10 protein-coding genes and 6 tRNA genes are annotated in these 14,303 nt (G+C 47.2%); 3 read left to right on the top strand and 13 right to left on the bottom strand.

All coding sequences use genetic code 11. The features are described from left to right. Nucleotides 1-11: 11 nt before the first annotated feature. Entirely contained in the window at nt 12-1,910 is a 1,899-nt protein-coding gene (locus V1L65_RS21715; RefSeq protein ID WP_331701349.1) for a putative bifunctional diguanylate cyclase/phosphodiesterase, read from the bottom strand. A 165-nt stretch (nt 1,911-2,075) separates the two neighbouring features. Continuing rightward, the gene (locus tag V1L65_RS21710; protein ID WP_331701348.1) at nt 2,076-2,459 is read right to left on the bottom strand and encodes a DUF423 domain-containing protein; all 384 of its coding nucleotides are present in this window, start codon (nt 2,457-2,459) and stop codon (nt 2,076-2,078) included. 66 nt (nt 2,460-2,525) lie between these two features. Between V1L65_RS21710 and V1L65_RS21705 the strand changes: the two genes are divergently transcribed. Further along, nucleotides 2,526-3,131: a hypothetical protein gene (locus V1L65_RS21705; protein ID WP_331701347.1), complete on the top strand. Its 606-nt coding sequence runs from the start codon at nt 2,526-2,528 to the stop codon at nt 3,129-3,131. 284 nt (nt 3,132-3,415) lie between these two features. Here the strand turns inward: V1L65_RS21705 and V1L65_RS21700 are convergent, their stop codons facing one another. The 3 genes from V1L65_RS21700 to V1L65_RS21690 all read right to left on the bottom strand — a co-directional run bounded on the left by V1L65_RS21700 (nt 3,416) and on the right by V1L65_RS21690 (nt 8,330). Next, nucleotides 3,416-3,823, bottom strand: a complete 408-nt coding sequence (locus tag V1L65_RS21700; protein WP_331701346.1) for a hypothetical protein — start codon at nt 3,821-3,823, stop codon at nt 3,416-3,418. Nucleotides 3,824-3,978: 155 nt separating this feature from the next. Beyond that, on the bottom strand, nt 3,979-7,161 hold the full coding sequence (locus V1L65_RS21695) for an SMC family ATPase (protein WP_331701345.1): 3,183 nt from the start codon (nt 7,159-7,161) through the stop codon (nt 3,979-3,981). Next, complete coding sequence (locus V1L65_RS21690; protein WP_331701344.1) at nt 7,158-8,330, bottom strand: exonuclease SbcCD subunit D; 1,173 nt, start codon at nt 8,328-8,330, stop codon at nt 7,158-7,160. The genes V1L65_RS21695 and V1L65_RS21690 overlap by 4 nt, the downstream gene beginning before the upstream one ends. Nucleotides 8,331-8,542: 212 nt before the next feature. Here V1L65_RS21690 and V1L65_RS21685 point away from each other — a divergent pair, with 212 nt between their 5' ends. Next, nucleotides 8,543-9,790 carry an MFS transporter gene (locus tag V1L65_RS21685; protein ID WP_331701343.1) on the top strand — a complete coding sequence of 416 codons (1,248 nt, stop codon included), beginning with the start codon at nt 8,543-8,545 and terminating at the stop codon, nt 9,788-9,790. A 157-nt stretch (nt 9,791-9,947) separates the two neighbouring features. Continuing rightward, the gene (yhbH, locus tag V1L65_RS21680; protein ID WP_331701389.1) at nt 9,948-11,108 is read left to right on the top strand and encodes a sporulation protein YhbH; all 1,161 of its coding nucleotides are present in this window, start codon (nt 9,948-9,950) and stop codon (nt 11,106-11,108) included. An 85-nt stretch (nt 11,109-11,193) separates the two neighbouring features. Here yhbH and pdaA read toward each other — a convergent pair whose 3' ends face one another. From pdaA to V1L65_RS21640, 8 genes are all read right to left on the bottom strand, one after another. Continuing rightward, entirely contained in the window at nt 11,194-12,006 is an 813-nt protein-coding gene (gene pdaA / locus V1L65_RS21675) for a delta-lactam-biosynthetic de-N-acetylase (RefSeq protein ID WP_331701342.1), read from the bottom strand. A 119-nt stretch (nt 12,007-12,125) separates the two neighbouring features. Continuing rightward, nucleotides 12,126-13,280: a nitric oxide synthase oxygenase gene (locus V1L65_RS21670; RefSeq protein ID WP_331701341.1), complete on the bottom strand. Its 1,155-nt coding sequence runs from the start codon at nt 13,278-13,280 to the stop codon at nt 12,126-12,128. Between the two features lie 479 nt (nt 13,281-13,759). Next, nucleotides 13,760-13,836 (bottom strand) — tRNA-Pro (locus V1L65_RS21665). A 7-nt stretch (nt 13,837-13,843) separates the two neighbouring features. Next, nucleotides 13,844-13,918 (bottom strand) — tRNA-Gly (locus V1L65_RS21660). 3 nt (nt 13,919-13,921) lie between these two features. Continuing rightward, nucleotides 13,922-13,997 (bottom strand) — tRNA-Thr (locus V1L65_RS21655). A gap of 13 nt (nt 13,998-14,010) precedes the next feature. Beyond that, nucleotides 14,011-14,087: transfer RNA gene (locus tag V1L65_RS21650), tRNA-Met, on the bottom strand. Nucleotides 14,088-14,099: 12 nt separating this feature from the next. Continuing rightward, nucleotides 14,100-14,174 (bottom strand) — tRNA-Glu (locus tag V1L65_RS21645). 34 nt (nt 14,175-14,208) lie between these two features. Then, nucleotides 14,209-14,299: transfer RNA gene (locus V1L65_RS21640), tRNA-Ser, on the bottom strand. Between the last annotated feature and the right edge of the window lie 4 nt (nt 14,300-14,303).

The raw sequence follows: 14,303 nt of genomic DNA, 5'->3' as shown, positions 1-14,303 counted from the left end.
CTGCTCAAGTATTATGCTATCAACAATTGCTCCATTCTGTCGCTATTAATTGGCGGACTCCAGAAAAAGCCTTGAATCTCATCGCAATTATGCTTCTTTAAAAATTCGATTTGCTCTTGCGTCTCTACGCCTTCAGCAATAACTTGAATATTCAAATTATGAGCCATTGCTATAATGGCGGCTACGATTTCTGCATCGCTAGGATCTTGTTTAATATCCCTTACAAAAGAACGATCAATCTTCAAACGATCAATCGGAAAGTTTTTGAGATAGTGGAATGAGCTGTAGCCTGTACCAAAGTCATCCACGCTGATGCCAACGCCAAGGCTAGTAATTGCAAGCAGGCATCGGGTAATATGACCAACATCGGTCGTCATCGACTCTGTAATTTCCAAGTTCAAGTACTTCGGTGAAAGTCCCGTTTCCTTCAACACATTAGCAATGCTATTGGCTAAATCATCTTGCGCAAACTGTCTGATAGACAAATTGACGGATATAGGCACCTTGGCCAAGCCTTGATCCTGCCAAAGCTTGTTTTGGCGGCAGGCCTCGTATAACACCCAATTTCCAATTGGAATGATCATACCGCTCTCTTCTGCAAACGGAATAAATAATCCAGGGGACAGCAGACCGCGCTCTGGATGGTTCCAGCGAATAAGCGCCTCAATTCCGACAATATTGCCGCTCGTTAGATCATACTGGGGCTGATAATGAAGAACAAATTCTTCGCGCTGAATGGCATGATACAGCTCATGCTGCAGGGTCAAATGCTCTAATGAGGAATTGTTCCAGCCTTCTGAATAGAGCATACAGCCGTTCTTGCCGCTTTCCTTCACCTTGGCAAGCGCCATGTCTGCCTTTTTGAACAGCGAATATCCGTCATCCTCATTCATACTGCTTGAAACAACGCCGATGCTTGCCGTTATATGGAGCGGAAAGCCTTTGAGATCGTAGGGGCTCTCAATCACCTTAAGCAGCTCGCGCGACCTTTCCAGCAGCTGCAGCTCCGAATCTATCTGCGTAAAAATAATAGCAAACTCATCGCCTTCCATGCGCGCGACAAAATGCTGATCCTGCAAGTCGCGATGCAGTCTTTCTGCTACTTGAAGCAGCAGCATATCGCCAAATTCCCGTCCAAACGACGCGTTAACGAGCTTAAATCGATCCAAATCCAAGTAGCAGATGCCCAGCATGCTTTCTTCCTCGCGTGCTGCCGCCAGCAGCTCAGCCAGCCTGATCTGGAACAAGGTGCGATTAGGCAAGCCGGTCATATCGTCATAGTAGGCCATATACCGGATTCGCTCAACATTCCGCTTACGGTCGCTCATATCATGCATAACGATAATAACGCCTGAATGCGCTTCCTCCTTCAGCACCGGAGAGCATACGATTTGCAGCTCGAGAGGAAAGCCGGTACGATGCGTAATCGTCATATTTTGCTTGGTTGCCTCTCCGCTTTGCAGCGCTTGATCTACGAGCTGTTGAAAGGCAGCCTTGCTGCCTGCATCGACCCGATTAAAGAAATAGCTTCCAATATTTTCTTCATGCGGAAATCCTAACACATAATCTGCAGATTCGTTCGTCTCCACAATCGTAAAGCTTTGATCAAGTATAACTAGCGGAACAGCCTCGGACCGAATCATTGCGGCCACAACAGCTGCCTGATCGTTCTTATAATCGCTGTGCTTGGAGGCTTTCGTAAATACGATAGCAGCGGCAATTAATAAAATAATTGCTGTGCCTATCATTACCACTTTATACAATGTGCTTGAAACCAGCATAATCGTTATAACTGCCCAAACAACAGCCAACATGGCTACAATCAATTTGGCTAGCCAGCTTTCATTAATGGGCAGTTGCTGCAGACGTCGTAGCCTGGTAATCAAATAATGCTTCCAATTGTTCGTCACACAGTAACTCCCTCCCACCATCGATTTTGATGTCCTAAAATTAAGAGCAGTCAGACTTATTATAGCCTAAATCGACATTTGGGCATAGAAAAATTTACTAGTTGAGACGGTGTTTACAGTACTTATACAGAAAATTGTTCGTATTTGTCGAAACTTTATTGCTATTTACTGCTTTTTATTTTTATTTGCTGCTGCTGCAGCAATACAAATCCAGCCTGCTATCATAGCAACCCCGCCGATTGGCGTAATCATGCCCAGCTTGGAAAATCCGGTTGTGGATAGAATATACAAGCTGCCGCTGAATATAATCATACCAATAAACACGAATCTGAAGCCGTTGACAATCGCTTTGCTTCTGCCGATCGCCTGGCTAAGCAAACCGATCAGCATAAGTCCCAGTGAGCTATACATATGGTAACGGACTCCGGTTTCAAATACAGCCAAATAATGGTCTGATAGCTTATCTTCCAGTCCATGTGCGCCAAAAGCGCCTAAAGCTATCGCAAGTGCGGCACTAATCGCGCCTATTGTTAAATATTTACTGTTCATTTGTTTTCTTTCCTTCCATTTATGTGTATAATCAACAGAGATTAATTACGAGGGAGATGTGCAAGAATGACGGATCAGCAGTCGAATGGATCAAATAACAACAATCAGCCTTCAGACGGTACAGGGTATGACAATCAGCAGCCTTCTTATGGCCAGCAAAATAATACCTACCAGCAGCAGCCTGGATACGGCGGGCACAATCCATCCTACCAGCAGCAGCCTGGCGGGTTCTCAGATTTGCCGCCTGTGGATAAAACACAATTTCCGCATTCTAAGCTAGGCATCGCTTCGTTTATTATTTCGATACTAGCAATTATTGGCATAATCATCACCATTATACTTGGAGCAGCCGTTGTCTCTGATATTGTGTCTGACGAGCAGCTTATGAACGAGCTGAAGTTCTACTCAGAGAATCCAGAAGCTTATGTGAATAACGAGTTAATGGAATCAAAACTTGGTGAAGCGATGATGTCTATTATCGGCGCATTTGTAGTAACGATTGGCTCGATTGTCCTTTCCTTTATCGGTGTCATACTAGGCATTATCGCGCTTTCTTCCAAAAACAAGAAGAAAACGTTTGGATTGCTAGGCGTTATATTCAATGGCCTTGTATTAGTTGGAACAGTAGGACTCTTTATTCTTGGCCTTGTTTTAGGCGCTGCCGGAATTTAGCTGCTTTCGCATCTCATGAAGCAAAAGGAAGCGAAAGGAAGCGAACACGATCAGCACTTGGGTCGTTTTTACGACGGGCGGACTGTAACGGTTGTAGGAAGCGTTAAATACTCAAAAACAGCCGTTTTTAAATTTTAACGGTTGTCATCAGCCTTATCTGTGGACATTTTACTCATTTCGCTTGATTTTAAGTAATTAAGCTCTCCTGGAACCGTTAGAGTTATAAATCGTTTTTTAAGGCGGATTAGCGACTTTGGCAACCGTTAGAGTTTGTAAATCAGTTTTTAAAGCGAATGAGCAACTCTGGCAACTGTTGAGCCGGGTGGATATATTCGCCACAGGCCTGAAGCGTTCATCTGGTACTGACCAGCGGAATGCTTCAGGCTTTTTTCGTTCATCTGGTACTGACCAGCGAAATGCTTCAGGCTTTTTTCGTTCATCTGGTACTGACCAGCGGAATGCTTCAGGCTTTTTTGTTCATCTGGTACTGGCCAGCGGAATGCTTCAGGCTTTTTTCGTTCATCTGGTACTGGCCAGCGGAATGCTTCAGGCTTTTTTTCGTTCATCTGGTACTGACCAGCGGAATGCTTCAGGCTTTTTTCGTTAATCTGGTACTGGCCAGCGGAATGCTTCAGGCTTTTTTCGTTCATCTGGTACTGACCAGCGGAATGCTTCAGGCTTTTTTCGTTCATCTGGTACTGACCCAGCGGAATGCTTCAGGCTTTTTTCGTAAATTATGCTTGCTTTCACTGCATGTTCTGCATGTTCTGCATGTTCTGCATTTTCTTCCTGTTCTGCATTTTCTTCCTGTTCTGCTTAAATTCTATGAATACTGCTAAAGTTCCTCTTACATTTTTAACAATACCTTAGTTCTGCTGTATCCCTCTCTTGTTTTAAAAACCTCAATACAGGCCGGGAATGCTTCTTTAACCTCCTGCACATGAGAGATTACCCCGATCATTCTGCCTGCTTTCTGCAAATCTACCAAAGCGCCTATCGCTTTATGCAGCGCTTCTTCATCCAATGATCCGAAGCCCTCGTCAATAAGCATCATCTCAATCGTTATGCCGCCTTTATTAGCTTGGATAACATCGGCCATGCCCAATGCCAGGCATAAGGAGGCGTTAAACTTCTCACCGCCGGACATCGATTTAACGTCGCGGTTTTGACCGGTATAGGCGTCATACACATCAAGTCCAAGACCGCTTTGCTTGCCTCTTGTTTCCAGCCTGTCGCTGCGCTGCAGCTCAAATTGCCCGTTCGAGAGCTTCTTCAGCCGCTCGTTGGCGAGCATTAATATTTGCTCAAGAAACTCAATAAGAATATAGCGCTCAAATGAAATTTTCAGAGCATTATCGCCTTTAAGCATTGCATAAATATCTGCTACTTCCTCCAGCTCCTGCTCCTGCTGCTTCATTTTCTGCTGCATGTCCGCTATCGTATTTGACAGCCTTTCCGCTTCTCTCGCATACAGCGCTGCCGACTGCTCCTGTTCGATCAAAGCTTCATATTTTGCATGCAGCCCGCGTATTTGCTCATCCAGCTCAGCAAGCTCAATTCTAGGCTTGCCCTCCAGCTCAGCCTTAAGCATAGTCAGCTGTTCTTTAATGACCGCTATAGAAGATTTATACTGCTCCAAATCGGCCTGTGCTGCTTGCAGCGCATCCGCAGGCATTAGCGCGCTTAAGTAATGCTCCTCGCTTTGAAAGCCTGCTTGCAGCAGCTCCTGCAGCATGCGGTCCATTGCCTCCGCCGCCTGCTGCTGCGCTTCCTTGCGCTCACGCTCCGCCTGCTCTGCATATGCCGTTGCCGCAGCAAGCTTGGTAGCGGCAGCCTGCTTCGCCTCCTGCGCCTGTCTCCAGCGCTGCTGCTGAGACTCAACCAGGCGCGATTGCTCAGCCAGCCGCCGCTCAAGCTGCCCATACTCCCGCAAGTGAGCGGGTATGCGCTCCAGCTCCTTATTAAGCAGCGCTTCCTGAGCCGCACGCTTCACCGACTTTTCCTTCAGCTGCTCCTGCTGCAGCTGCTTGCTCGCGTCCAATTGCTGCAGCTGCTGTTCAAGCTGCTCAGCTAGCCTGCGCTGCTGCTTCCATTGCTCCGCCAATGCCGCCAGACGATCATGCTCTTCCTTGCAAGCTTTCCATTGCTGTCGCAGCATTAGCTGCCGCTCGGCGAATTGCTGCTGTGTCTGTCCCAGCAGGTCCGGACTGTGCAAGAGCGCCGTATCAAGCTTTAATTCTGCTGCCGCAGCGACTCCAGCCGCTGCATCAGCCTCCAGCTCCGATTCAATAAGCTCCTGCTCATAGGCTTGGCTCGCCGCAAACGCCGCTTCTGCTTTAGCTCGAGCTGCCTCCACTTGCCGCTCCAGCGCTGACAGCTGCTCCTTGGCACTCTGCAGCTGCTCTCGCGAAGGTATATCTTGCCCGGCTTCGGTTTTGGCAGGGTGAGTGCTGCTTCCGCATACCGGGCACGGGCTTCCGTCATGCAAATGCGCGGCAAGCAGCCCCGCCTGCCCTTCGATCCAGCGCTGCTCCAGCTGAGCGCAGCTCATACGAGCCTGCTCAAGGCTGACAGCGAGCTCTTGTGCTTGGCTGCTAACAGCACTGATCTCCTGCAAATGCTCGAGCAGCTTCGAGATTTGCTTGCCCAGCCTAGTTACCTCATCAAGCCTCTGCTTAGCCGCAGGGGCTTGCTCGGCTGCGTGCTCCCCTGCTTGCAGCGCAGCACGCAGATTCTCACGCTGCTGCAGCAGCTCCGCTTGCTCGCTTACATGCTTTTGCAGCTGGCTGTCCAGAGCCTGCTCCTCGCGCAAGAGCTGCCTGATCGTCGCTTCCTGAACAGTCAGCGCCTTCACAGCAGGCGCCAGCTCCTCCAGCCGCTGCAGCTCACGCTCAGCTTCCTTGCGGCTGGCCTCATGCTGCAGCTCCTGCTCATAGACGCTCTCCGCGGCCGCAGCTTCCTTACCCGCAGCCGCCAGGCTTGCCTGCCGCTCTTGCAGCCGCTCATTACTTAGCGCCGCTGCCTGCTTAGCACGCAGCCTTTGCTCAGCATATGGAGCGATCGCGCTTGCTTTGCGAGCCTGCTCTAGCTTCTCCTCGAGCTCCTGAAATTGCGGCTGCTTTGCCAGCAGCTGTTCCTGCAGCTCCGTTTTGGCCAAATAATCATCATGCTTTTTATTTAACTGCTCGGCCATGCTGCGCTCCCCGCGCTTCTGCTCCAGCTTGCCAGCCTGCTCTTGCTTTTGCTGTGCTGCTATCGTCGCAGAGCTGTAATAATGTGCCGCCTCTTGCTGCAGTGCACCCGCAAATTGTGCAGCTGAGATTTGCTCCTGCTGCGCAAGCTTGGCAAACTCGCTTTCCTCTCTGCACGGCATCGCTTCCTGCGCCTGCTTCATTAGTGCATTCATGCTGGCGCGATATTCACGCAGCTCCTCCAGCAGCTGCCGATGCTGCTGCTGGAATTTGCCCTCCAAGCGGTCGTACAGCTCCGTTTGAAAAATTTTACGCAAAATTTCTTCCTTATTATCTGTATCCGAGGTCAGCAGCTTGCGAAATTCCCCCTGAGGCAGCATAACAATCTGAATAAATTGCTCTCTTGTTAATCCGATTATTTGCTGCAGCTTTGCATTAACCTCGGTTGCCATAAACCGGTCAACAGCCGGCACGGCATCGCCATCCTGCAGCTCATACAGCTCATTCTTATCGCCTGTCTCGCTCTTGTTTGCCCCCTTGCGGTGCTTCATCTGGCGGAGCACACGGTAGCTTTTTGCACCAATCGCAAAATCCAGCTCTATAGCCGTATGCGTATCCTCGTCTGCGAATTGGCTGCGCAGCATGCGAAAATCCGCACGGTCTTCTCCGCTGGCCGCACCATAGAGCGCAAAGCAAATCGCATCAAATATCGTCGTTTTGCCAGCCCCTGTATTACCTGATATAACAAACAAGCGGTGCTCATTCATCAGCTCGAAATCAATCGTCTCGGATGCGCGGTAAGGGCCAAATGCGGTCATCGTTAAACGAAGCGGTCTCATCGCTCACTCTCCTCTCTTAAAAGCGATTGAAAGGCAGCGGCGAATCTTTGCAGTTTGCTCTCCGACAGCGGCATTCCTTTTACCTCATTATAAAAAGCAGAAAAAAGCTGAACAGGGTCGGCTGCTCTCCTCACAGAAGGGTGCCCGTCCAATCCGATTGCTCCATCCGCTCCTTTAACAGCTTCGGTCGCATTTCTGCGCTCCACATGCATCGCATTGGGGAAAATTGCCCGCACCTTTTCCATTGGGAACAAAATAGGATTATCACTTAGCAGCGTTGCAAAAACATAGTCGTCACTGCGCTCCAACTGCTCAAGCTCTTCAATAGGAACTACGACACTGCGCATATCCCGCAAAGGGCGCAGCTCACGCTTTTCTGCCTTGCAGCTGCCGTCGGCATCCATTTCCACGATATAATAGCCTTTGTTATGCCGCTCCTCCGAAATCGAATATTTTAAGGGAGATCCCGCATAACGAATATTTTCTGATCGGACAAAATGTGCTTTATGCAAATGCCCAAGCGCTGTATAGTCAAAAATATCAAAATAAGAAGCGTTCACATACTCTGCTCCGCCAATCGCCAGCGGACGCTCGGAATCGCTTGTATTGCTTTCTTTATCTCCTGCCGGAGTAACAAAGGCATGGGCGACAGCGATATGCCTTGCCCCTTTATCCATTGTCCTGCCAATCCGCTCTGTAATAGCGCGCATAGCATCATCGTAGCTTCTAATAGAATCATCTTCATATTGAAGTCTAACCTGCGCCGGATCAGCAAACGGTATAAGATGGACGTGCACCTCGCCGAATTCATCCTTCAGTTTAACAGGCTCCCGATCTGCTCTTAATTGGCCCGCAAGATACATTCCCTGCTGCTCCATCAGCCGCGTTCCAAAGTTCAGCCGGTCCGGGCTGTCATGATTGCCGCTAATTGCAAGCAGCGGTGTTTGAAGGCGTATGACAACATGCTCGATCCATTCATCCAGCAGCTCTACCGCTTCTGTAGGCGGCACGGCCCGATCGTACAAGTCGCCAGCAATAATGACTGCATCAGGACGCTCCTCTTCAATGGCCTGCAAAAGTTGGCTCAGCACATACCGCTGGTCCTCCGTCATATACACGCCCTGCACAAGCTTACCCAGATGCCAGTCCGCTGTATGAAAAAACTTCATGGCTTCACATCCTACTATGTATTTGCATACTGTCTACTATTTTACCACTCGATCCTACCATTCGACCATAAGCTCATAGAATCGACAACTACCTATTGCACAATATAACAATAGAATATATTGTAAAAGCTATCAAATAAAAAGCATCAGGTAAATTATTGAAAGTAAAATGATTTTCAATCAAATCAGAGGACGTAAGGAGGTTCGGCAGCTTGTCTAATTTAACAAAAACGAAATGGACAAAAAATTATATATTACTGCTTGCAGCAGTATTTGGCGGTTTCTTAATATTTGGTTTTTCCGAAAATATTAAAGGGCCTGCCTTGCCGCGCATGCAGGCAGATTTACACCTGGATGAAATGCAGATTGGACTGCTGCTCGCCTTTAATTCGCTCGGCTATTTGCTTGCCTGCAGCTTTGCCGGCTGGCTGGATCGCCGGATTGGAATAAAGCCGACACTAATGCTCTCATTTGGTTCAATGGCATTGTCCGGAATATTTATATATTTGGCAGCTAACTATACTTCGTTGTCTGCCGCTTATTTTTTATTATATGTTGGCAATGGACTGTTGGAAATTGCGCTGGCTTTGCTGGCTGCCCGCATTTTTGTGAAAAATACCGGCATGATGATGAATCTCGCTCATTTCTTTTATGGCTTTAGCTCGCTGTTCGCTCCTCTTATTGCTGCCTCCTTGATGGGAGTCACAATGTTTGATCATATTCTAGGCTGGAGAGGCATGTATGCTATTATGCTGGCTATATCCGTACTGCCGATGCTGCCTGCCCTATTGGCAAATATGCCGGCTGACAGCCATGACGAGGAAAGCCGTATTCCTCTTTCTGCTTATATTAAAGATCCGATCGCCTGGCTTATAGTCATGCTGTTATCCTTCGGCGTCATCAGCGAATTAGCCGTAGGCGGCTGGCTGGTCAACTATTTGGAAAAGGTTTATAGCTGGAGCACGGAAGCCGCTTCAAGCATGCTGTCCGCCTTTTTCTTCTGCTTTATGCTTGCGCGTCTGCTGCTGGGTGCTGTAACTGATAAAATCGGCTATACTTTATCCCTTATTTTATTTGCTGTCAGCTCAGGCATTTGTACAATTGCCGCAATTGTCATTGGCGAGTCTGGAGCTTTTCTTTTCGCTTTGGCAGGAATCGGCATAGCTCCTATCTATCCTACTGTCATGGCGTTGCTGGCGAAGCGCTATGCAGCAAGCAGCGCAACTGCCATTACCTTTACCGTTACGATGATGGGGATTTGGAGCGTCGTTGGCAATTTGTTAATCGGCTTTATTACAAACTTGGCCAAGCAATTGGCTGGAAGCAATGACGATGCTCATGCAGGCCTTGTTCTCGGTTTGCAAGCCGGTTATTTATTTATCGGCCTTTGCGCTATTTTATGCTCGGTGACCGCATTTCTGTTGTTCATTAAGTTAAAGCGGCGCAATGAGTTAATATAATCGACTGCCCGTACAAATACCGCTCTCCTATATTTCTTTCACATAAGCTTAATTAAGCTGAATATATTGAATAATAGCAGTCAAATACTATTCACTTTGCTATGTTCTAATGCGTAGACCGCCAGGCAATGCTGAAGGAAATGGAGGGACTTACGATATGACAGCTAATAACAATGGGACATTCATTGTTTCCCAGGAAGATTGGTCGTTGCACCGCAAAGGATATCAGGATCAGGCACGTCATCAGCAAAAAGTCAGAGAAGCCATCAAGCAAAACTTGCCGGATCTTGTATCAGAAGAAAACATCGTGATGTCCGATGGCAAGCAAATCATTAAAGTGCCGATTCGCAGTTTGGATGAATACCGTTTTATATATAACTTCAATAAAAACAAGCATGTAGGGCAAGGCGACGGAGAGTCCCAGGTTGGCGACGTTCTTGGCGTAGATCCGCAAGCGAGCAAAAAGGGCGGTAAAGGAGAAGGGGCGGGCGATCAGCCGGGCGAGGATGTTTTAGAAGCCGAAATATCACTGGCTGAGCTGGAAAACATGCTCTTCGAAGAGCTCGAGCTGCCGTTTTTGAAGCAAAAGGACAAAGAAGAAATTGAAACGACAGATATAAGGTTCAACGATATTCGTAAAAAAGGGATTATGTCCAATATTGATAAAAAAAGAACGATTATCGAAAATATGCGGCGCAATGCCAGAGCAGGACAGCCTGGCATTCATCGTATTTCACCTGATGATTTACGTTATAAAACGTGGGAGGAAATCGTCAAGCCTCATTCCAACGCTGTCATTATCGCCATGATGGATACATCAGGATCCATGGGCTCATTTGAAAAGTATGTTGCGCGCAGCTTCTTTTTTTGGATGACCCGATTTTTGCGCAAGCAGTACGAGAAAGTTGAAATTGTATTTATCGCGCATCATACTGAGGCAAAAGAGGTTACAGAAGATGAGTTTTTCAACCGCGGAGAAAGCGGCGGAACGATATGCTCCTCAGCCTATATTAGAGCGCTCGACATCATTGACAAACGCTACCCGCCTTCCTCCTATAACATTTATCCGTTTCACTTCTCTGATGGAGACAATTTAACGAGCGACAATGAGCGCTGCGTTAAGCTGATCGGCGAGCTGCTGGCACGATCGAATATGTTCGGCTACGGTGAAGTGAACCAATACAACCGCTCAAGCACGCTTATGTCCGCCTACAAGCATATTCAGCATGACCGCTTTCTTTATCATATTATTAAAGAAAAAAATGAGGTTTATCAGGCGCTCAAGTCATTTTTTAAAAAAAGAGATCCTGTTACATGAGCAAAAAAACCATTAGTCTCCTAAAGTGTGCCCTTCCGTCATTCAACGGCCTGCGGCACTATAGGAAAACTAATGGTTTTACTTATTATTCAGTCGGCTCCACTTTGTCGCGCGACATTAAATCGTCCAAGCTTTTAAACTCATAGCCTTGCTTGCGAGCCTCATCGATAATTCCGCCGAGTGCTGCGGCATTGTCAGAAGACACTGCATGCAGCAGCATAATTGCGCCCGGATGAAGCTGCTTAATGACTTGATCATGTGCATATTGAGCCCCTCTTTGCGCATTCACATCCCAATCCTTATACGCAATTGACCAGAATACATTCGTATATCCAAGCTGCTTGGACGTTGCCAGTACATGATCATTAAATATGCCGCGCGGAGGCCGTAAATATTTCATTTGCTGATTGCCGATCAGCGGCTGCGACTGTTCCTGAACCTTTTGCAGCTCGGTATTAATTTGTCCTGCAGAAAGCTGCGTCATATCGGGATGCGTCCAAGAATGATTGCCTACAATATGACCCTCATCAGCCATTCTTTTTACCAAATCAGCATGCTGCTTCACATAGTGCCCTGTTATAAAAAAGGCTGCCGGAACGCTTTTCTCCTTAAGCACATCTAGGATTTTACTCGTATAACCATTTTCATACCCATTATCAAAGGTTAAAAATAGCTCCTTTTTGTTCGTATCTCCGACAAATAAAGCACCGTGCTTGTTAATAATCGGCTCAAAGCCTTCTTCCCTGATAGATGGTATACTGCCGTTCACGCTTTTCTTAAAGCCAAAATGAAAGACGTTGGGCGCTGCTCCTGCCCCGTCGGTGAGCTGTATTCCACCGCTCCATAAGCTTGCGATTGCAATCGTTATCGCAATGGCAATTAAAAAATTGCGCTTCATTATGCATGTGCTCCTTCCTTAAGCAAACCAAATTGCAAGATCTAGTTTACTATTTCCTAAAGGGAGCTTTTACATGCTATTTTTTAAAATTTTGTATGAAGCTTTATTTTTATGCAAACCTACTGATCGTAGGGCGCATCCTGATAATAATAGTTGGGGCTCATTTCATTATCGTTGTAGGAAGAATGAAAAATATGCGTAGTAGCCGGCGATAATGGCGGAATCAGCCATGACCAGCGCCCTGTTACATCTCTGCCTTTGCTGGCTTCCTTTTTTTCAAATTGCATAAACTGCGCCGCTGCAGTATGATGGTCGACAATCGTGACGCCTGCCAGCTTAAACGAATCCAGTACCGCTGCATTCAACTCCACCAAAGCCCGATCCTTCCACAAGGAGGAGGCATGCTTGCAATCGAGTCCCATAGCATCTGCAACTTGGCCAAGCATATTATAGCGTGATGTATCAGCCAAATTTCTAGAGCCTATTTCTGTCCCCATATACCAGCCGTTAAAAGGAGCTGCCGTGTAATCAATGCCTCCTATAGTAAGACGCATATCAGACACGATCGGAACGGCATACCACTTCATATTCAGCTCATTTATCTCAGGAAAATCTGCATGCTCAATATATACCTCTTTTACTGCTTGCTTAGGGATATTAAACCATTTCGGCTTTTCATTATTTATTTGAATGACAAGCGGCAGCAAATCATAGGCTGTGCCTTCGCCTTTCCAGCCAAGCTCCAAGCAAGCGTTTGTGAAAGCTGCAGATGCCGGATCGCCCACTACGCCTTCCTCTGTTTCGTAGCCAGCGTAACGAAGCAGCTGATGATTCCATATTCTAATTTCATTCCTATGCTCTTCGTTTATAGAGCTTGTTGCAGCTGAAGCTCCTTCTGCGTGACTTTGATAATCAAAATACTTATTGCTCGCTGCTGCAAAAATCGAAATAGCCGGTCTTATCCTGCCTTCATTTGTAGCATACTCAATATGTGCAATAAGCGCTGCTGCAATTTCCTCTTCCGTATTAAGCTCGCGTTGATCAAAGATATGCAGAGTTTCCCAAAACAACCTGCCGATACAGCGATTACTGTTGCGCCATGCAGCTTTTGCGCCATACTCCAGCTCTTCCTTCGTGTGTCTATAGCTGCCTGTTGCATGAATTTCCGCTGTTACAGCTTGAATACGCTGCTCTATTTCCTGTTCACACTTCTCAAGCTCACTATAGCAAGCTTTAATAAACAAGGCGGCTTCTCTAATCAACTCTTGCCTCATAAGGATATACTCCTTCATTTTTAGCAACCATCCATTCATCGTAATGATTAAATTATAGCCCACACCAATTTACAAATATCATTACCGTTATGAACGATCATTGAACAAATTGAAACATCTTTGAGGCGGCTGACAACTATGCCTTCACAATTTCTTCAAATTAGCAGCAGCCGTTCATCTATCGCCGACCTAACTTTGCCCTCATCATGTGTAAAGAGCAAACGAGGCGTCGCTATTTGCAATGCGGTCATCCATGACCGTTAGAACTAAAAAATCTGTCTTTTTGTTGCATAGGCGGACACTTATGACCATTAGAAGAATATTCCGTCGGATTTCTAGCCTTTTTTCCCGCTAACGGACATTTCTGTCCGCTAGAAAGTGAAAGTTGGCAAAAATGAGCGCTAACGGTCATCATTGTCCGCAAAAACAAAAAAACCGTTACATTGACTTGTGTCAATATAACAGTTGAATCGTTGTACTGGTCGGGATGACACGATTTGAACATGCGACCCCCTGGTCCCAAACCAGGTGCTCTACCAAGCTGAGCTACATCCCGAAACATATGGAGCGGAAGACGGGAATCGAACCCGCGACCCTCGCCTTGGCAAGGCGATGCTCTACCGCTGAGCCACTTCCGCAAATGGTGCCGTCGAGAGGACTTGAACCCCCAACCTACTGATTACAAGTCAGTTGCTCTACCAGTTGAGCTACAACGGCGTATAAAATAATTTGGTTGCGGGAACAGGATTTGAACCTGTGACCTTCGGGTTATGAGCCCGACGAGCTACCGTGCTGCTCCATCCCGCGTTAATAAAAGAATGGTGACCCGTAGGGGATTCGAACCCCTGTTACCTCCGTGAAAGGGAGGTGTCTTAACCCCTTGACCAACGGGCCGTTACGAACGATCTTACTTGCCATATGTATATAATGGCGGAGAGAGAGGGATTCGAACCCTCGCACCACTTACGCAGTCTAACCCCTTAGCAGAGGGTCCCCTTGAGCCACTTGGGTATCTCTCCATGG

This window comes from Paenibacillus sp. IITD108 (assembly GCF_036541265.1).
In the GTDB taxonomy this organism is placed as follows: domain Bacteria; phylum Bacillota; class Bacilli; order Paenibacillales; family Paenibacillaceae; genus Pristimantibacillus.
The sequence above is the reverse complement of the archived record's forward strand: the minus strand, read 5'-3'. Positions and strand labels throughout refer to the sequence as shown.